At 64.7% G+C, this 18,241-nt stretch carries 15 protein-coding genes and 1 pseudogene; 8 read left to right on the top strand and 8 right to left on the bottom strand.

The window, feature by feature from the left end:
- Positions 1-44: 44 nt before the first annotated feature.
- Positions 45-224: pseudogene (locus tag ACIP1U_RS24860) on the top strand (DoxX family protein); the annotation flags it as partial.
- A gap of 286 nt (positions 225-510) precedes the next feature.
- Here ACIP1U_RS24860 and phaP read toward each other — a convergent pair.
- Positions 511-1,077, bottom strand: coding sequence for a TIGR01841 family phasin (phaP, locus tag ACIP1U_RS24865; RefSeq protein WP_400320688.1), 567 nt, complete (start codon positions 1,075-1,077; stop codon positions 511-513).
- Positions 1,078-1,270: 193 nt separating this feature from the next.
- On the bottom strand, positions 1,271-1,534 hold the full coding sequence (locus tag ACIP1U_RS24870) for a hypothetical protein (protein WP_400320691.1): 264 nt from the start codon (positions 1,532-1,534) through the stop codon (positions 1,271-1,273).
- Positions 1,535-1,939: 405 nt separating this feature from the next.
- On the opposite strand from ACIP1U_RS24870, the gene ACIP1U_RS24875 reads away from it, so the two are divergent.
- The 5 genes from ACIP1U_RS24875 (at position 1,940) to ACIP1U_RS24895 (ending at position 9,896) form a co-directional block, all read left to right on the top strand.
- Complete coding sequence (locus ACIP1U_RS24875; RefSeq protein ID WP_400320693.1) at positions 1,940-2,497, top strand: phasin family protein; 558 nt, start codon at positions 1,940-1,942, stop codon at positions 2,495-2,497.
- A 172-nt stretch (positions 2,498-2,669) separates the two neighbouring features.
- Positions 2,670-3,413, top strand: a complete 744-nt coding sequence (gene phbB / locus ACIP1U_RS24880) for an acetoacetyl-CoA reductase (RefSeq protein WP_400320696.1) — start codon at positions 2,670-2,672, stop codon at positions 3,411-3,413.
- A 322-nt stretch (positions 3,414-3,735) separates the two neighbouring features.
- Entirely contained in the window at positions 3,736-5,127 is a 1,392-nt protein-coding gene (locus tag ACIP1U_RS24885) for a hypothetical protein (protein ID WP_400320698.1), read from the top strand.
- A 154-nt stretch (positions 5,128-5,281) separates the two neighbouring features.
- On the top strand, positions 5,282-8,674 hold the full coding sequence (locus tag ACIP1U_RS24890) for an adenylate/guanylate cyclase domain-containing protein (protein ID WP_400320701.1): 3,393 nt from the start codon (positions 5,282-5,284) through the stop codon (positions 8,672-8,674).
- 4 nt (positions 8,675-8,678) lie between these two features.
- Positions 8,679-9,896: a polysaccharide pyruvyl transferase family protein gene (locus tag ACIP1U_RS24895; RefSeq protein ID WP_400320729.1), complete on the top strand. Its 1,218-nt coding sequence runs from the start codon at positions 8,679-8,681 to the stop codon at positions 9,894-9,896.
- A gap of 50 nt (positions 9,897-9,946) precedes the next feature.
- Here ACIP1U_RS24895 and ACIP1U_RS24900 read toward each other — a convergent pair whose 3' ends face one another.
- Together ACIP1U_RS24900 and ACIP1U_RS24905 are read right to left on the bottom strand one after the other, a co-directional pair.
- Complete coding sequence (locus tag ACIP1U_RS24900; RefSeq protein WP_400320703.1) at positions 9,947-10,096, bottom strand: hypothetical protein; 150 nt, start codon at positions 10,094-10,096, stop codon at positions 9,947-9,949.
- A gap of 86 nt (positions 10,097-10,182) precedes the next feature.
- A complete protein-coding gene (locus ACIP1U_RS24905) occupies positions 10,183-12,210 on the bottom strand; it encodes a galactose oxidase-like domain-containing protein (protein ID WP_400320705.1) in 2,028 nt (675 codons plus the stop codon).
- 895 nt (positions 12,211-13,105) lie between these two features.
- Here ACIP1U_RS24905 and ACIP1U_RS24910 point away from each other — a divergent pair.
- Positions 13,106-13,726, top strand: a complete 621-nt coding sequence (locus tag ACIP1U_RS24910) for a VTT domain-containing protein (protein ID WP_400320732.1) — start codon at positions 13,106-13,108, stop codon at positions 13,724-13,726.
- 27 nt (positions 13,727-13,753) lie between these two features.
- Here ACIP1U_RS24910 and ACIP1U_RS24915 read toward each other — a convergent pair whose 3' ends face one another.
- Complete coding sequence (locus tag ACIP1U_RS24915; RefSeq protein WP_400320708.1) at positions 13,754-14,470, bottom strand: DUF899 family protein; 717 nt, start codon at positions 14,468-14,470, stop codon at positions 13,754-13,756.
- Positions 14,471-14,553: 83 nt separating this feature from the next.
- Positions 14,554-16,038 (bottom strand): PLP-dependent aminotransferase family protein, encoded by a 1,485-nt coding sequence (locus ACIP1U_RS24920; RefSeq protein ID WP_400320711.1) that lies wholly within the window; start codon positions 16,036-16,038, stop codon positions 14,554-14,556.
- 81 nt (positions 16,039-16,119) lie between these two features.
- Here ACIP1U_RS24920 and ACIP1U_RS24925 point away from each other — a divergent pair, with 81 nt between their 5' ends.
- Positions 16,120-16,743, top strand: coding sequence for an FMN-binding negative transcriptional regulator (locus ACIP1U_RS24925; RefSeq protein WP_400320714.1), 624 nt, complete (start codon positions 16,120-16,122; stop codon positions 16,741-16,743).
- Between the two features lie 21 nt (positions 16,744-16,764).
- Here ACIP1U_RS24925 and ACIP1U_RS24930 read toward each other — a convergent pair whose 3' ends face one another.
- Entirely contained in the window at positions 16,765-17,787 is a 1,023-nt protein-coding gene (locus ACIP1U_RS24930) for a class I fructose-bisphosphate aldolase (RefSeq protein ID WP_400320717.1), read from the bottom strand.
- A 113-nt stretch (positions 17,788-17,900) separates the two neighbouring features.
- Positions 17,901-18,083 (bottom strand): hypothetical protein, encoded by a 183-nt coding sequence (locus tag ACIP1U_RS24935; protein ID WP_400320735.1) that lies wholly within the window; start codon positions 18,081-18,083, stop codon positions 17,901-17,903.
- Between the last annotated feature and the right edge of the window lie 158 nt (positions 18,084-18,241).

The following is an 18,241-nucleotide window of genomic DNA, read 5'->3' on the forward strand; positions in this document are numbered from 1 at the left end:
CATTCTGCGTTATCGACAGCCGTTTGTCGCACAAGAAATTTTCGACCACAGTGATCGAGGTATTCGTTTATCCGCTGGCTTGGCCCACGCATATCCAGTGGGCGGCGATGCTGCTCGTGTTGCTATGTCGTGGTGCCGGCAATTGGCCGGTGGATCATTTCCTGTACAAGCGATATGGCCATACGCGCAGTGACAGGCCACCTCTGGCGGCCGGCGAACCATAGATCGGTCGCGGGCGCACATCAGTGCGATGCCGATGACGCTCGCTGGCGAGCGTTGTCTACGGCAGGCTGAGGCCGGAAAGCAGCGTTTTCCGCAGTACCGCGCCGGCAGGAAAACTCAAATGGAAATGGGCCCTGACTGCATTGGTCAGGGCCCTGTCCACCAACTGCGGCTACTGCCCCCCTCGAATCTGGCGGAAACAGTGTGTCGGGCAGCTACGGCACACCTTCTCCGATGGCGCCGCGCAATCTGCAAAAAGGAATCGACGTCGTCAGTCGACGTCGCACGCTACCGCTTGGTGGCACGCGCAGCTTGCGCAGTCGCTTGCCGCGCTGCGTTCGATGCGGCGGCAGCAGCTATGTCCAGATTGCTTTCGGTGATTTCGATTGCCTGCCTGGCCGATTGCTGCACCGTATCGCACAGGCTGGTGGCGGCGCTCACCGCCGATTGCCAGGCGGCCACGGCGGCCTCCGAGCCGGCCGGGGCGGCCTTGGTGGCGTTGTCAATGACGTCTTGCACCTTGCGCTTGTTTTCCTCGTACTGTGCTTCGGCGACTTTCGCGAATTCGGCTCGTGTGGCCGAGGTGATCTCAACGAACTGACGCCGGTACGCCTGTGCCTTCTCTGCAGCCGGCTGCAACAAGCTCGCTTGCAGCGCCAGCAGCTCCTGCACGTCCTTGGCGGCGAACGCCTTCTTCAGGTTGTCCTGGGTTTCCGCCAAGGTCGCCTTCATTGTCTGCAGATTCAGTTCGGTCAGCTTCTGGAAGCCGACCATGGTCTGGTTCGTCAGACTGAAAAGCAGGTCGAGGTTGGCGGCGTGGAGGGCCGAAAATTGTTCGGTGGGCAACGTAGGCATGATGGACTCCTGAGGTTGGACCCGGCGGCCTCTGCGGCAGCAGCGTGTCGCCACAGAGGCGCCAATGGGTCGTGCGAATTAGCCTGGGGCCAGCGAGCCGAGACGCAGCCGAAACACGCGGCTTGCTGGCAGGCCTGCTGCAAATGGCAGCGCCACGGACGGAAGGGTAAGGATGTGTCAGCCAGGCAGCGGCTTAGCGGAACCGCCCGACGGCCTTCAGAACGGAATCGCCGCGCGGGGTGAGGCGGGGACACGCCTGGCCGGAAGGCCGGTCTTCGAGCGTGACAAATTGATGCGTGAGCAGCATGTCAATAGCCACGGGATCCAGTTCCTCCGGATTCGGGGCATCCTTGACCAGAATGAGTGCGGCAATTTCATGTGGACTCAGCACGTTCGTCTCCTGCGTCGTTGTCGTCTGCGGGGGAATGAATGCCGTCGTCGCCAGGAATTGGCACATACGGCGAAATGCGCTTCTCTGCAAAGGTCCTTTGAGCTCTCGGCACCTGCCGCATGCGCCGGGAACGTTCATTCAATACCGCCTTACACGAATTATCAAGGCGCGATATGAATCTTCTAAGACAGCTCCCGAGGTCCGTCTTCCTCCGAAAAGGTAATCTCGCGGTGCAGCATAAATGTGTAAGTAAATGTTATATACATGGCGCATAAAGCACATATGAGCCGATATGCAGCGCCGATTTGGGTAAGTCCCTAGGGATCAAATTAGAAGATTTCCTCTAACCTCTGGCCCTCGGTTGCTGCGCTGCCGCGACGGCAGCCATGACCGCCTGGCAACAGCGCTCGCATTGGATTTCACAGCCTTTGCTGCTGACACCCGGCGACCAACAAAAGGGGAACCCAAAGGATGTCTTTCTTTACTTCCGATCAGTTTGCAGCAGTCCACAAGAACAACCTCGCCAATCTGGAAAGGCTGTCGAACACGGCTCTTGAAGGGATCCAGAAGCTGGCGGAACTGAACCTGCAGGCGGCCAGGGCATCCCTGGCCGAGGGGCAGGAAGGCCTCAGGGCCGCGACAGCCGGGAACGATCTGCGTGACGCGCTGGCGGTGCCGGGTAACCTGCCTCAGGCCTCCGCGGAAAAGGCCATCTCGTATGCACAACGCGTGTGCGAGATCGCATCACAGGCTCACGCGGAACTGGCCAAGGCCGTTGAAGATCAGTACGAACAGCACCATCGCAATGTGCAGGCCTTCGTCGACACCTTCGTGAAGAATGCCCCGGCCGGCTCCGAAGCCATTACCGCCTTGCTGCAGTCGACGGTAGATGCCGCCAATCATTCCTACCGCGCGGCGCAGGCCATCACCCAGCAGATGGCAGACGTGACCACCGCCAATCTCGCCGCAAGCGCTGGTGCCACCACGGGCGCGGCCCGCCAGGCAACGTCTCGCCTCTTCAAGGCGTGATGCGGCGCCGGAATAGCCGGCGCCCTTGCTACCAAATACCCCGGCTTATCGACCAGCGGACCCGCCGCACTGCGCCGGCAGGGTCGCGGCTGCCACAACAAAACCGTCCAGTCGGTCTGCCATTCAGGGCAGGCTCGGCGGCTTATTAACCTCGAAAACGAGAGCAATCCGAATGATGAAAAGAATCGCACTGGTTACCGGCGGCATGGGCGGCCTCGGAGAGGCCATCTCCGTCCGGTTGCACGACGCCGGCCATACGGTGGTGGTCACGCATTCGCCTGGCAACACGAAGGTGCGGGAATGGCTGGCTGCCATGGCCGCCGGCGGCCGCGAGATGCACGCGTACGCTGCCGACGTGGCCGACTACGACAGCTGCCAGGCGAGCGCGGCCCGGATCCTGGCCGATCTTGGCCGCGTCGACATCCTGGTGAACAACGCCGGCATTACGCGCGACATGGCATTCAGGAAGCTGGACAAGCCGAATTGGGACGCCGTGATGAGGACAAACCTTGACTCGGTTTTCAACATGACCAAACCCCTTTGCGATGGCATGGTCGAGCGTGGCTGGGGTCGGATCATCAACATCTCTTCGGTCAACGGTTCCAAGGGCGCTTTCGGCCAGACCAACTATGCGGCGGCCAAGGCCGGCATGCATGGGTTCACCAAATCGCTGGCGCTCGAAGTCGCCAGGAAGGGCGTGACGGTCAACACCGTATCGCCGGGCTACCTGGCCACCAAGATGGTGACGGCCGTCCCGCAGGACATCATGGAAAGCAAGATCCTGCCGCAGATCCCGATGGGGCGCCTTGGCAAGCCGGAAGAAGTGGCCGGACTGGTTGCCTTCCTCTGCTCTGAGGACGGGGCCTACGTGACGGGTGCGAATATCGCCATCAACGGCGGGCAGCATATGCATTGACGTGCCGGCCAGGGCAGTCAGTCGGCACTACGCCGGAGGACTGCCCCCGAAGAAGAAGGATCGCTGACCGCCGGGAACTTGCAGCAGTCGACTATTGGCCTTTGCACGGATCCATGACCGTCGCCTATCCTGTCCTAACCGGCAGGGCTAACCTGTGCGGAATCAGACATACCTGAACAATAACAAGGGGAATCTCCCCAAAAAAGCGGGCTGATGCGAGAAGCATGCGCCGTCCGCGCGATCGGCCTGGCAGGAGCCACGGGGTGAAACCATCGCACGCGGTGCTGTACTGGCCGTGGGCGGGATACTCCGTTGACAAAACATGGCCGATGCATTCCTGTTCAGCAAGCCCTTCACGTTCCTCGCCTGTTCCGGCATGGCGGAAGTCAGGGCCGGCGTCGATGCGCTCGAATCCTTGCCCGGGCATATGTTCTGGCTCGAGAACGAGGACTTCATCCGCCGCGTCCACGTGCCGGACTTCCTCGCGCAGAGTCGTGCCGCACTCGAGGCGGTGATGCCCGGCGGGGCCGCGCTGGTCGACGCGAAGGCCAACGAAATCCGGCGCAGCACGCATCTCATCCCTGCTTTGCAGAGTCTTGATGCGGAAGCGGCCGCCGCCGCCCACTCGTATTGCTACTGGCGCTATGCCGCCGACGTGCTTGGACGCTCGCAAGGCATTCCGCGCAGCGCAATCGAGCGCCAGTTCGACCGCGCGGTCGCGCCGCGCGACGGCGCTCACAAGCTGGAATGGATCTGCCCGTGCTGCGATGGCCAGGCGCACTACCAGGTCGATGGACTGCTCGCCTCGCAACGCGTCGCGCGGCAGGGTGGCTTCTCGGTGGAGTGCCCGCATTGCGGGCACCGGGAGCGCCTGTATGCCGGCTTCCTGCACGCGGGCCGGCTCGAATGTCACTGCAGCGTCTGCACCAGTTTTATCCAGACGCTGGCAGGCCAGCTTGCCAGGCCCGCGCGCAAGCTGGCTGGCGGCCTGGAAGCGTTTGCCTGGAAGCAGGCCGCCGATACCGTCGCGGAGATCCACGAACTGAAGGAAGCCGCATTGCAACGGCTGGCGCGTGGCGACAGCCCTTCGGACAACGCGATGGCATTTGCGCGTGCCGTGCAGGCGGACAGCGGCCGCCTCCTTGCGGATATCCTCGGCCAGATCGATCCCACCCTCGATGGCCGGCTCGACAAGAACCCGCGGGTGTGGGCCCTGCTGTGCGAGTTGCTGCAGGAAGGCGTGCTCGACTGCCAATGCACGATCTACGACCAGGACAGGTGCCAGCGGGTGGCGCTGGAGATCGCGCTGCTCGACGACGACCCGGCCGCGGCCAACCCCGCCGCCCACGAGCAGCTCAGTACGCTGCTGAAGGGCTACCAGCCGTCGGAGCGCGACGCATTTATCGGCTGGCTGCAGGCGCTGAAGCGCTTGCGGCTGTGCGCGGCGCGTTTCAATGCCGCCGTCGACGTGTCATGGAAGCCCAGCGTCGAGCATTGCCGCATCCTGACCGCGCGGCAGCCGGACGGGCAGTCCTTCCCCGCCCCCCCTGCCGGCACGCACGCCAGCGCCCCCGCGCGCGCGCGGCGCACGGAACGGCCGGTGTACCTGGATGCCGAACTGGAGGCGGTGCGTCTGTTGAGAGCCCTCGGGTATATCGTGTTCAGTCCGGAAGACATCCGGTCGCAGCAGGACAATCTGGAAGACATCTTGTAGCATCTCCACGGAACCGAAACCGGACGGCATCAGCGCACTTCGAAGCTGACTGGCCCGCCGGTTTGGGCCGATGCCAGCCTCCCCTGGCGGCGCCTCTTGCGATGGACGGCTTTGCGCACTAATCCTATGAAGGAAGCGTCCCCGAGGAGGCCCCATGGCGCAGTGCATAAAGTGCGGATGCGATAACCCCGCGGGCGCCAATTTTTGCCAGCAGTGCGGCAGCGCCCTCGCCCGCCAGTGCCGCCGCTGCGGCCATGCCCTGGCCCCGGCGGCGCGCTTCTGCAGTGCTTGCGGCGAACCTTGCGGTGATCTGCCCCCCGCTGTGCCCACTGCCCCGGTCTCCTACACGCCGGCCCATCTGGCGGAACGCATCCGCAGCGAGCAGGCCGCACTGGAAGCCCGTGGCGAGGCCGCCGGCGAGCGCAAGACCATCACCGTCCTGTTCGCGGACATGGCCGGCTCGACCGCCCTGATCCACGACCTGGATCCGGAGGACGCCCACCGGCTGATCACGCCGGTGATCGACCTGATGATGGAGGCGGTGCACTACTACGAGGGCTACGTCGCCAAGTCGCTGGGCGACGGCATCCTGGCGCTGTTCGGCGCACCGATCGCTCACGAGGACCATCCCCAGCGTGCGCTGTACGCCGCGCTGCGCATGCAGAAGGCGATGCAGCGCCACAGCGACAGGCTCAGGCTGGAACAAGGCATCTCGCTGCAGATGCGGGTCGGCATCCACACCGGCGAGGTGGTCGTGCGTTCGATCCGCAAGGACGATCTGCACACGGACTACGACCCGGTCGGCCACACCATCCACATTGCCTCGCGGATGGAGACCATGGCCGCGCTGTCGTCGATCTTTGTCAGCGAATCCACCTATCGGCTCGCCGAAGGGTATTTCGCGTTCAAGCCGCTTGGCGTTGCCCAGGTCAAGGGCATCCCGATGCCGCTGGCCGTGTACGAGCTGACCGGCATCGGGCCCTTGCGCACGCGCTTGCAGGTGGCGGCGCACCGCGGCCTCGCATGCTTTGTCGGACGGGACCGGGAACTGGAAGCGCTGCAGCAGGCGCTGCAGCGTTCCGCGGCCGGACATGGGCAGATCGTCGCGGTCGTCGGCGAGGCCGGGGTCGGCAAATCGCGTCTCTTCCACGAATTCAAGGCGCGCGTTCCCAGCGGCTGCCTGACGCTGGAGACATTCTCGGTGTCCCACGGCAAGGCCTTTGCCTATCTCCCGCTGATCGAACTGGTCAAGAACTACTTCCAGCTCGAGGTCCACGACGACGAACGGAAATGCCGCGAGAAGGTTGCCGGCCGCGTGGTGATGCTCGACCGGACACTGGAAGACGCGCTGCCATACCTGCTGCACCTGCTGGGCATCAGCGAACCCGGCTCGGCATTGCCGGACATGGATCCGCTGATCCGGCGCAAGCGCACGTTCGAGGCGATCACCAGCCTGCTGGCGCGCGAGAGCCGCAATCAACCGCTCGTGCTGTTGTTCGAGGACCTGCAATGGCTGGACAGCGAGACCGAGGCCTTCCTGGATGTCCTGGTCGAGCGCCTTTCCGGCGCCAGGATCCTGCTGCTGCTGAACTACCGGCCGGAGTACCAGCATGGCTGGAGCCGGAAACACAGCTACACGCCGCTGCGGCTGGACCCGCTGGGCCAGGCGGAGGCCGGGCAACTGCTCACCGCGCTCCTTGGCGACGATCCGGCGCTGACGGCCCTCAAGCGCCTTATCCTCGCAAAGACCGAGGGCAACCCATTCTTCATGGAAGAGGTGGTGCAAACCCTGTGCGAGGAGAAGGTGCTGCTTGGCGAGCCCGGCCATTACCGCATCGAGCAGACACCCACAGCGCTGCATATCCCCACGACGGTGCAAGGCGTGCTTGCCGCCCGCATCGACCGGCTGTCCCGTGCCGAGAAAGACTTGCTGCAGACGCTGGCCGTGATCGGCAAGGAGTTCTCCCTCCGCCTGATCCAGCGCGTGGTAGCGCAGCCGGATGAACAGTTGCGCCCCCTCCTCGCCCAGCTGGAGGCAGGAGAATTCATCTACGAGCGGCCGGCGTTCCCCGACACCGAATACACGTTCAAGCACGCGCTGACCCAGGAAGTGGCCGGCAACAGCCTGCTCACGGAGCAACGCACCGCGCTGCACCAGCGCACGGCCCAGGCGATCGAGGCGCTGTTCCAGAACCAGTTGAAGGATCACTACGGCGAACTGGCCCGGCACTACAGCCTCAGCGGCAACGGCCTGAAGGCGGTGGAATACCTGCAGTACACAGGACAGCAGGCCGTCCAGCGCTCTGCCTACCACGAGGCGATCAGCCACCTGAATGCCGCGCTGGAATGGCTCGGCCGCCAGCCGGATACCCCGGAACGCGCGCAGCAGGAGCTCGTGCTGCGGCTGGCCATCGGGCCGGCGCTGATCGCCGCGCGCGGCTTTGCCGCATCTGAAGTGGAAGCGACCTACAGCCGCGCGCTGGCGCTATGCGGCCAGAGCGGCGACACGCCGCAGCTGTTTCCAACGCTGGTGGGGCTGCGTACCTATTTCTCGCTGCGCGCGGAACATGCGAAGGCTTACCGGCTGGGCAAGCAGCTGCTGCGGCTGGCCGGTCAAACGAACGATCCGGAGTTGTCGGGCGAGGCGCATGTGGCGCTCGGGATGACCGCGTACTACTCGGGAAGATTCGGCATCGCGCATGCCCATCTGCGCGATGCCCTGGCGCTCTACGGCGCGGGACCGCATCTCACCCACCTCAATGTCCATGGCGTGGATCCGGAAGTGCGTGCCCTGTCGATTTCAGCGCTCGTACTCTGGGCCCTTGGCTACCCAGACCAGGCCCTTCAGTGCGCGCAGGACGGACTTGCGCTGGCGCGGCAGCTATCCCACCCCTTCAGCCTGGCCCATGCCCTATGCCAGGCAGCAGAGCTGCACCAGTTCCGCCGCGAGCCCCGACTCACGCAAGAATATGCGGACGCTGCCATCACGCTATCGACCGAGCAGGGTTTCCCGCTCTGGCGCGCGTGGACGACCATCCTTCGCGGCTGGGCGCTGGCAGAACAGGGGCAGCAAGAGGCAGGCATCGCCCTGATGGACGAAGGGCTGGCGGCCTATCACGCCACCGGCGCGGTCCTGGGCAATTCTCACTTCCAGTGCCTGCTGGCCAACGCCTACGGACGCCAGGGGCAATGGCAGGCGGGGCTGGACGCGCTTGCCGTGGCGAAAGACGCGGTGGACCAGGCCGGAGAGCACTATTGCGAAGCGGAGTGGCTCCGTCTCCAGGGTCAGCTGTTACAGCAACGCTCGGCTGCCGAGGGGCGGCCTGATGGCGAGGCGCAAGCGCAAGCGTGTTTCCACAAGGCGATGGAAGTCGCTCGCCACCAGCATGCCAGGTCGCTGGAATTGCGGGCCGCGCTGGACCTGGCACGGCTATGGCGCCAGCAGGGCAAGGAGGAACCCGCCACACAGTTGTTGGAGGGTATCCGGGCTGGATTTACCGAAGGTTTCGACAGCGCGGACATGCAGCTGGTGCTTGCGTATCGTTGATGCCATGCCAGCAGGCGCCGCGACCTACACGATCCTGTTCGGCGCCTTCGACCGCCACAACTTCGGCGATCTGCTGCTCGCGCATGTGGTGCAACGCATGGTCGGCCCGGACAGTCCCCGTGACAGTCTCTGTTACGGAGGTCTTGCCGAGCGCGACCTGAGGCGCCATGGCGGCCATCAGGTCCACACCCTGGCGCGCCTTTCCGCCACCGTGGGCAACGCCGCCGTCGATGTCATCCACGTGGGCGGTGAAATCCTGACCTGCTCGCTGTGGGAGGCGGCAGTGATGCTGCTGCCCCCCGAGCAGGCCGAGGCAGTGGTGGCGCAGCTCGATCACCGGCCGCACGCGCGAACGGTGTGGGCGCGCGACCAGTTGGGCGTGCCGGACCTTGCTCCCTACCTGTTGCCCGCCAACCTGTTCGTCAATGTCAGGCGCGTGATCGTCCATGCCGCGGGCGGCATTGACCTTGGATCGGTCGAGCCTGGCATGCGGGCCGAGGTGGTGAGCAAGCTTGGTGCCGCCACCAGCGTCGGCGTACGAGACCCGTGGACCCGGACCTTGCTTGCGGAGAACGGCATTGATTGCGCCCTGGAGCCGGATCCGGCGGTGCTGGTGGCTGAACTGTTCGGCGACCGCATCCGCCGGCGCGCCGGCCACGGCGCATGCGCGCGCATCGACTCAGGTTTTCCTGGCGGATACCTGGCGGTGCAGTGCAGCGCTGACTTTGGCGACGACGAAACCCTGTCGCAGCTGGCGTCCCAACTCGAACGCATCGCCCGGGACAGACACCTGGGCGTGGTGCTGTTCCGCGCCGGCGCCGCGCCGTGGCATGACGACCTGGCTTGCTACCGGCGCCTAGCCACGCGGTTGTCCGCTACGCCCGTCGCGCTCTTCGACTCGCTTGACCTGTGGGATATCTGCGCGCTGATCGCGCACAGCCAGGGCTTCATCGGCAGCAGCCTGCACGGCGGCATCGTCGCAGGCGCCTTTGCCTTGCCGAGGCTGGGCCTGCTGCGGCCCGCGCAACCGCCCGGAGCCAGCAAGCAGGTTGCGTTCGCCGCGGCCTGGGGCGCGGCCGGCGCGCCGGCCGCGGTGCCCGTGCACGAGCTTGCGGCCGGGATGGACCAAGCGATGGCGACCGGGCCCGCGCTGCGCAAGGAGCTGGCCCGCGAATTGGCCTCGGCATGCCGGGCCGCATTCAAGCTGGTTCAGGACGGCTAGCAAGCGTGGGCCAACGCGAAACGGCGCGACTTCGGCCGCCTCGTGCCGGCTCACTTTAGTTGCGCGTTGACTGGAAGAACAGGCACGAGCAGGAACAGGAACAGGAACAGGAACAGGAGCAGGAACAGGAGCAGGAACAGGAGCAGGAACAGGAACAGGAACAGAAACGCCCGGCCCTGGGTCGGGCCGTCAAGTTCCATGGATTTGCAGGAGCGCAGTCTGGCCCGTTCGGCCGCTTCGTGAACGAAGGGGCCGAACGGGTTCGTGCGGTCAACATCTGCCAGGTCTAATCATTCGCAGGGTCACCTTTGGACTTCAGCACCACATGGCGCCCTTCGCTGACGGCCCCGTTCTTGCCAACCGCGTAGAGCACGTAGTCGCCGGCAATCGCAAGCCCTGGCAGCGGCGGAGCGGTGACTTCCAGCTTGCCGTAGTTCTGAGCCCGGACTGGCAGCTTCACATAGCGGTTTCCCCAGCTCCAGTTGTGCGTGATCGGACCAGTACGTACCAGCGTCACCGATTCGACCTCGGCACCGAAGACGTCAAGCTTGAAGCTATGGCCATAGTGGATGCTGTTTGGGCTGTTAGTGATGATCGGCTTCGCGCCCTTGAAGAAATACGGCGGCCTGTAGAACTCGAGGACCGGTACGGCGGCGTCACGCTGCGCCTGCGTCTGGGGTGATCCTGGTATCAGGTTGACCCGGTTGCCTCCCATCACCCATACACCACCATTTGGCATCAGCAGCGCAGTGGAATGGTCATGCCGGGGCACCGGCGAAGTGACCACGTCGGTCCTGCTACCGTCGGCCGGATCGAACATCTGGTAGACAAGGCTGTTTACGTTGCCATCGGCACCGCCAACGACCAGCAGTTTCCCGTCCGGCAGCGCGACCACATTGTTCTGCTGGACCGGCATGGCCAGGTTGGCGAGGGGCTTCCATTTTGGCGCCGCGCTGGAGAAATTGATCGTTTCCGCAACAGCTGATGCCGGTGTGTTGCCGCCATTCGATCCGCCGAACAGGAACACATCCTGGGACCATGTGCCATCCGCGTTGATCGTTACCATGATGACCCCGGCGCCACTGTCGTGGGCATTCTGCGCCGTATCGACATATTGCCAATGGTTTTGCGCCGGCGTGGCGATCAGCGGATCGGCCAGTGCGGCCTGGACATCGAACAGGTAGGTCCTGCCGCTGTAAAAGAACGGGTCATATCCGCGGATATTGAGCCCACCCGGTTGTCCAGGCAGGGGTGGCACGACTTCGGATGTCACCGCGACCTTCCAGTCCTTCTCGCCGGGGCCGGTCTGGACCACGAAGGCGCGCGGATACATTGGCAGCAGCTTCTGCGCGCTCTCCAGTGCAACCGTCGTGTCCGTCTTGGGGTCATACACCTCCGGCACCGCTTGCCGCACCTTGGTGGCGCTCGCATTGGCCGGCCCTACGCTAGTATCCTGGTCCGAGCCGGACAGGACCAGGATCTTCCCATCGGGCAGGGTCACGGCGGTCGGGTACCACCGTTGATATTTCAGGTCCGAGGAAATCCTTGGGTCGGTGTTGTCCTCATTGAGCGGATTGCAATGCGACAGGACGCCGGTCGGATCCGATTCGAAGCCTGACCTGACGCAGGGCGTAGGCCTGAATACCCATTGCTCGGTCCTGGGGTCGAATATGTTGACTTTCCTGCCACCATTGTTGCCGCCCTTGTCATGCAGCCCGACTACGTAGATGCGGCCATCGATGCCGGCCACGTGGCCAGTGCAGAACAGGTTATATCCCAGTCCCCTGGAGAAGCCGGCGTCCGAAAAGAACGGCTCGGTAAAGCTGAGCTCCGCGCTGGTCAGATCGGCGATAGCCGTCTTGGTGAAGATGCCGGCATCGATCAAGTACTGCAGTCCACAGACATCGACGATCTGTGTGTTTTCTCGTTCGAGGTCAGGGCTGTGGCGCGACCAGCCGCTTTCGTCCAGCTGCCCGAGCCCGAAACCGCCCTGTACCAGTTCGATGTACTTCGGGTTGAATCCCGGGAAGCCACCGCCGTGCACCGTCGGGTTGAGATAGTGCTTCGGCTTGTACTCCGATGGCCGCATCCAGATCAGCATCTTGGGACATTTGGCGTATTTTTTGTTCCATATAAGGGAGGTGTGGATAAAATCCTTGTGGATCGGAACCAGGCCGCTGTTTACCCCACATACCGCCACACCCGCGGCAGGGCATACATCGGCCGCCGAAGCGGCACCGGGCAGCGCGGCGATAAGCCAGAACGAGCATGTGCCTGTCACCGCCAGTGACAGGGCGTTACGACGATTTGCCATACGACCTCCTTTGAGGCCATCTATTCAGGGATACAGTTTGAAGGCCAGCAGCCAGCAGCCAGCAGTGCCCCAACCTTAGAAAGCTGTTTCAACCAAGGTACTTGTGGCGCCCTCCTTCACTGATTTCTGTGGCGCATTTGGCTTGCCCTGGGCGGGCGGAACATTCCGCCAGCGGCGGAAGGCCGGGAAGCTCCCGGGACGACATCGTTGGTCTCGTCCGGGGCCCTCCAAAACTTCCTTCGGGCGGCAGCTTCACTGCCAACTTGAGCGCGCACCGGCGTCGCCGGCGCACGCCCGGCATCTCCCCGGAATAGCGAATTGATCTAAAAGGCGAAGCGAGATCGGTGCCAACCAAGGCTAGCTTCTTGATTCTTTTCGGGAATGTCGGGGTGGAAGGATTGGCGGCCAGCGCAAATCGAAAAAAACGTTTCAGAATGAAGACAGTACGCTGGGGCTGGCATGTGCCCCCGAGCTTGCAATGGCCGTCAACCTCTTGCAGTACGTGCCGCACAGGCAAACCTCGAAGTCGCCGCCAGGCTAGCCGCCGGCTACATCGCGGTTACACACGACGGCACGGGCGTTACCAGCATCAACGCAGATGAAAGCCTTGTGTCATGACGAGCCCGTTCGAAATGATTGGCTGGCGTATTGAGAATGCGCCATCCAATGGCAGCAATTGGCTGCGCTACATCCTCGACCTCAACAGACCAATATGACGTGCGTCTGAGCTAATCAGCCAGTTGAATGTCGATGCCGTCCTGCCCGATGCATCGATCCGCTCGACAGTGGGATCGAAACTTTCGGCAAGGCCTGTGGTTCTAATTTTCGTATGCTGAGCAAATTGTCTGCCAATCGGCACGCCATCTGGTTCTGGTTAGCAGTCGGCACCTTGGCGGTGCTGGTCGCACTGATCGTCCTCTCGCCTCCCTTCAAGGGCCTTGCCGACCAGGCCATCGCCTGGGCGCAGGCGACGATGGAACAGCACCGCGGCGCTGGCGCGCTCGTCTTCTTCCTGTTCTCGGCCGTGTCTGCCATGCTCGCCTTCGCCTCGAGCGTGGTCCTGGTGCCGCCGGCCAGCGCGGTGTGGGGCAAGCCGCTCACCGTTCTGCTCCTCTGGGGTGGCTGGCTGCTGGGCGCTGCTGCCGCCTACGGCATCGGCCGGCTCGCCTATCCATTGCTCGCGCGCAGCGGTTACGCGGACAAGCTGGCGAAGTACCAGGACTACGTGTCCCGGCGCATGAAATTCTGGGCGGTGCTGCTGTTCTGTATCGCGGTGCCGTCGGAAATTCCCGGCTATCTCTTCGGCACGATGCGTTACCCCTTTCCGAAATTCCTGGCCGCGATCGCCATCGCCGAAGGGGGCTACGCGCTTGGCATTGTCGTCGCGGGGGAAAGCCTGGCCGTCGATCAGCCATTGCCGTTCTTCATCGCCATCGGCATCCTGGCAGTCGTCGCCATGCTGGCGGGACTGATGCTGCGTGCTGTCAGGAAGCGCAAGTCCGGCAGCAGCCGCTGAAGCGATGGAGGCCGCTATCGGCGGCGTTCAGTAGGCGAGCTTCGGCATGAACTGCCCACGCCCCTCTGGGGTCATGTCGACCAGTCCCCAGAACGCACTGACGGCATCGCCGGAGCGGTGGTCCGTGCCAGGTTCCGATGGCGCCCAGGTAAGATCGCTGCCCCAGAAATGGCGGACCTTGCCACGGTCGAGACGGAATACGTTGAACGCGGTGTCGTCCCATTCCTCGCCGGGCTTCCCGCCGCTGGAGGCCCGGATTTCCGCCGGCAGTTTCGTCGAGTCTCCGAAATAGTCGGCGTCGTAACTGTTGCCCGCGGTCGAGAGGAACTGCAAATGCGCCCATCCCCGCTCACGCGCCCAGGCGACAAGCCGGGCGATTGGCGACTTGGCCACGATATAGAGCGCAGCACGTTGGCCGATATGCCTCGCCGCACCGTTGACGGAGTCGAGCAAGAGCGTGCACATCGGGCATGGCGTGTCGCGGTCCGGGCCGTACATGAAGCTGTACAGGATCAGGGTGCTATGGGGGCCGAACAGCGTGGACATTTCGACCTTCTCGGGCATGCCGTTCGCGCCGATGCGCTCGAACACGTAGTCCTGTGGCACTTCGCCGCCTGGCGGCAGCGCGCGGCGTTGAGCCGCGACGGCCTCGATATGCCTTCGCAACGCAATTTCTTCGTCAAGCAGCGCGTTGCGCGCCTTGCGGTATTCGGCGCTTTCGTTGGGATAAGTGATGTGCGACATGCTTATCTCCTGCGGTTTGCTGCCTGTTAGTCCACCAACGCCAGGATCGGTTCGCCCGCAGATGCGTTCGCCCGTAGCGGCATTCACCGGCCCATCGTGGCGATGACCGTGCCCAGGCTACGCATGCCTTGCAGAATCTGCGCGGTCGTCAGGCTGGCATAACCCAGCACCAGTCCGAGGGGTCGCGGCCGGCCTTGCGACGGCGGCATTGCAAACAGCGGCGACAACGGATAAACGCCAACTTCCTTCTCCCGCGCAGCGGCCACCAGCACCGCTTCGTCCCGCGGGCGCAGGGACGGCAGCCACAGCACCACATGCAGGCCGGCCGCCGTGCCGCTGACCTCGGCATCCGCAGGAAGGAAGCGAGCAATGCCATCCAGCAATGCCGCGCGGCGCCGCTCGTTCTCCCGTCGCATGCGCCGCACATGGCGTTCATAGGCGCCGCTCTCGATCAGCGACGCCAGCACGCGCTGCTCCAGCACTGGCGCATGGCGATCGGCCAGGCGCTTGGCCTGCCGGAACACCGGCACCAGTTCGGCGGGCAGCACCACGTAGCCGAGCCGCAATTGCGGCGACAGTGCCTTGGAGACAGTGCCGACGTAGATCACGCGCGCGTCGGTGTCGATCGACTGCAGTGTGTCGATCGGTCGCTGGCCGTATCGGAACTCGCCGTCGTAATCGTCTTCGACGATCCAGGCATCGTGGCGCTGTGCCCATTGCAGCAATGCCATGCGCCGGCCGACCGGCAGCACGCCGCCCAGCGGGAACTGGTGCGATGGCGTCACGTACGCCAGGCGGACGCGCTCGTCCTGCGGCAGGCGGGCGGTATCCAGGCCATGTTCGTCCACGGGCGTGGGCAGGCACGTGGCGCCGGTCGCCTCGAAGCAGCAGCGGGCCATCAGGTAGCCAGGATCTTCAAAGGCGAAGGCGTCGCCGGCATCCAGCAGCAACCGCGCGCACAGGTCTATGGCCTGTTGAGAGCCATTCACCACCACGATTTGCCCGGGCTCGCAGGCAAGCCCGCGAGCCCGTCGCAGATAGCCCTGGAGAGCGCGGCGCAGCGCAGGGTCGCCTTCCGGCGCAGCATAGTAAAGGCCGTCCTGCTGACGCAGCAGTTCGGCCTGGTAGGCGCGCCGCCATGCCAGCGCGGGGAAATCCCGGGACGCCACCGCGCCATAGCGGAAGTCGAAGCGAAGCGATTCCGCGTCGGGCAGTGCCGGCATGCCGATGTCCGCCAGCCGGCGTCCAAACCGGGACAGCGGCAAACGGGAGGCAAGGCGCGCCGTCCCGGACGCGGTGACAGGCGCAGGCCCCGCCAGCGTGCTGGCAACGCGCGCCGCGCGCCCCGCCGACGTGACGAGAAAGCCCTCGGCCGCCAACTGCTCGTAGGCGGCGGTGACCGTGGTGCGGGATACACCCAGCTCGGCCGCCAGCGCTCGCGTGGACGGAGCGGGGGCGCCCAGCCGCAGCGTGCCGTCCGCGATCTGGCCGCGCAGCAGGTCGTAGATGCGGCGTCCCGCGCCGGTGGCGCCCGATTGTGTGCCGGTCGGCTGGCGAAACTGGCCCATAAAGAATCGTGAAAACTGGATCTTCCGATTGTGCCAGTTACAAGCGACAGTTGCTACGACGCCTTCGACACGATTCGCCCCATGTACATCCCTGCTCACTTCGCCGAAACCCGCCCCGAAGAACTTGCGCGCATCATCCGCGCGCATCCGCTCGGCATGCTGGTCACCCAGGCAAACGGCACGCTGGACGCCGATCACATCCCGTTCGAGTTCGATGCCGACGCGGGGCCGCACGGCGTGCTCACCGCCCACGTGGCGTGCGCCAACCCGGTCTGGCAGCGCTGCCCTGCCGGCACGCCGGTCATGGTCGTCTTTCGGGGCGCCGAGGCCTACATCTCGCCGAACTGGTATCAGAGCAAGCACGAGGCGCACCGCCAGGTGCCGACCTGGAACTACGAGGTGGTCCACGCGCACGGCACGCTTACCGTGCATGACGACGAACGCTTCGTCCGGCGCATCGTCGCGCGCCTGACGCGCCGGCACGAGGCGGACGAACCCAGGCCGTGGAAGATGGGCGATTCCGCGCCCGAATTCATCGACGGCCTGCTGCGCCATATCGTCGGCATCGAGATCGCCGTCACGTCGCTGCAGGGCAAGGTCAAGCTGAGCCAGAACCGGGAAGCGCGTGACCGGCTAAGTGCCGCGGAATCGCTGGAAGCACGGGGCTACGGCGAACTCGCGCAGTCAATGCGTCGCGCCGGGTAAGACGCGACCGCCCGGCGCTGGTCAGGCAGCGGCGTTCTCCATCGCCGCTTCGTATTGCCCCAGGCACGCCATGGCGTTGAGCCGCGAGCGCTGCAGCAGCGCCCGTTGCGCCAGCGCGGCATTGGCTGGCTCGCCGCGCCACGCCAGCAATGGCGGCTCCTGCAAGGCACGCCCGTAGGAGAAGCTGAGCCGCCAGGGCAACGGGCCCAGCCGGTTCATCGCGTCGAGATTGGCCGTGGCCTCGGCAGGCGTCTGCCCGCCGGACAGGAAAAAAATACCTGGCACCGCGGCGGGCACGGTACGCCTGAGCACCTGCAGGGTCTGCGTGGCGACCTCTCCCGGCGCCGCATGCCCGGCATCCTTGCCGGGAAGCACCATGCTGGGCTTCAGCAGCATGTGCTCGAACACCACCGCATGCCTCTGCAAGGCATCAAAGACGGCATGCAGCACGGTTTCGGTGACTTCGGCGCAGCGCGCCATGGTGTGCGCACCGTCCATCAACACCTCGGGTTCGACGATGGGCACGACGCCTGCCTCCTGGCAGATCGCGGCATAGCGCGCCAGCGCCTCGGCATTGGCGTGAATGGCAAGCCGGCCCGGCAGCGTGTCGGACACGTTGTAGACCGCGCGCCATTTGGCAAAGCGCGCGCCCTGCTGGCGATAGCCGGCAAGCCGTTTTGCCAGCCCGTCGAGGCCCTCGGTGATTTCGTCCCCGGGAGCATGCGCAAGCGCGAGCTTGCCCTTGTCCACCTTGATGCCGGGCACGATGCCCTGGCGCGCGGCCAGTTCCGGCAGCGGCGTGCCATCGTCGGCCCGCTGGCCCAGCGTCTCCTCGTACAGGATCACGCCGCTGATGAACTCAGCCAGGCCCGGCGCGGACAAGAGCAGGCTGCGCCACGCCCGGCGGCTCTCCTCGTTGGAGGCCACACCGATGCGGTCGAACCGTTTGGCGATGGTCGGCCCGCTTTCATCGGCGGCCAGCAGGCCTTTGGCGCCCTGCACCATGGCGTCGACGGTGGCTTGCAATTCGCTTCGTGTGTCCATGACGTTGCTCCGCGAGGTGGGTATAGCAACAAGCATTGGCCTCTAGGTGCGAATGCGCAAGCGCCGGGCGTGCGGGGCGTCGCGGACGGGGGAATGTAGGAAGCGCGATTACGTCATGGGCCGGCACGGCCCGTACTCCCCGATGGACCGTATCCGGCGGTGCGCAGCAGCGTGATCGCGGCCTTGACGGTATCCATCTGCAGCCGGATCGCCGTGGCCGTCGCCTTCAGCGCTCCCCAGCTTCCGGCGGGGCCGTCGTATTTGCGGATACCGGGTACATCGCGTAGCTTGGCCATGATCCCAGCGTTAATCAGGCGGTTACTGGTTGCTTGCTGCCGGTTTGCTCCCCTCTCCCGCGCGCGGGAGAGATGACTGCATGCCCCTCATGCCGGCTTGCCGCCAGGAACCGGTAGTACAGTGGTTGATGCTCGGTTTTGACGCGCAGTGTGGCCGC

Source organism: Cupriavidus sp. NPDC089707, assembly GCF_044748965.1.
Classification (GTDB): domain Bacteria; phylum Pseudomonadota; class Gammaproteobacteria; order Burkholderiales; family Burkholderiaceae; genus Cupriavidus.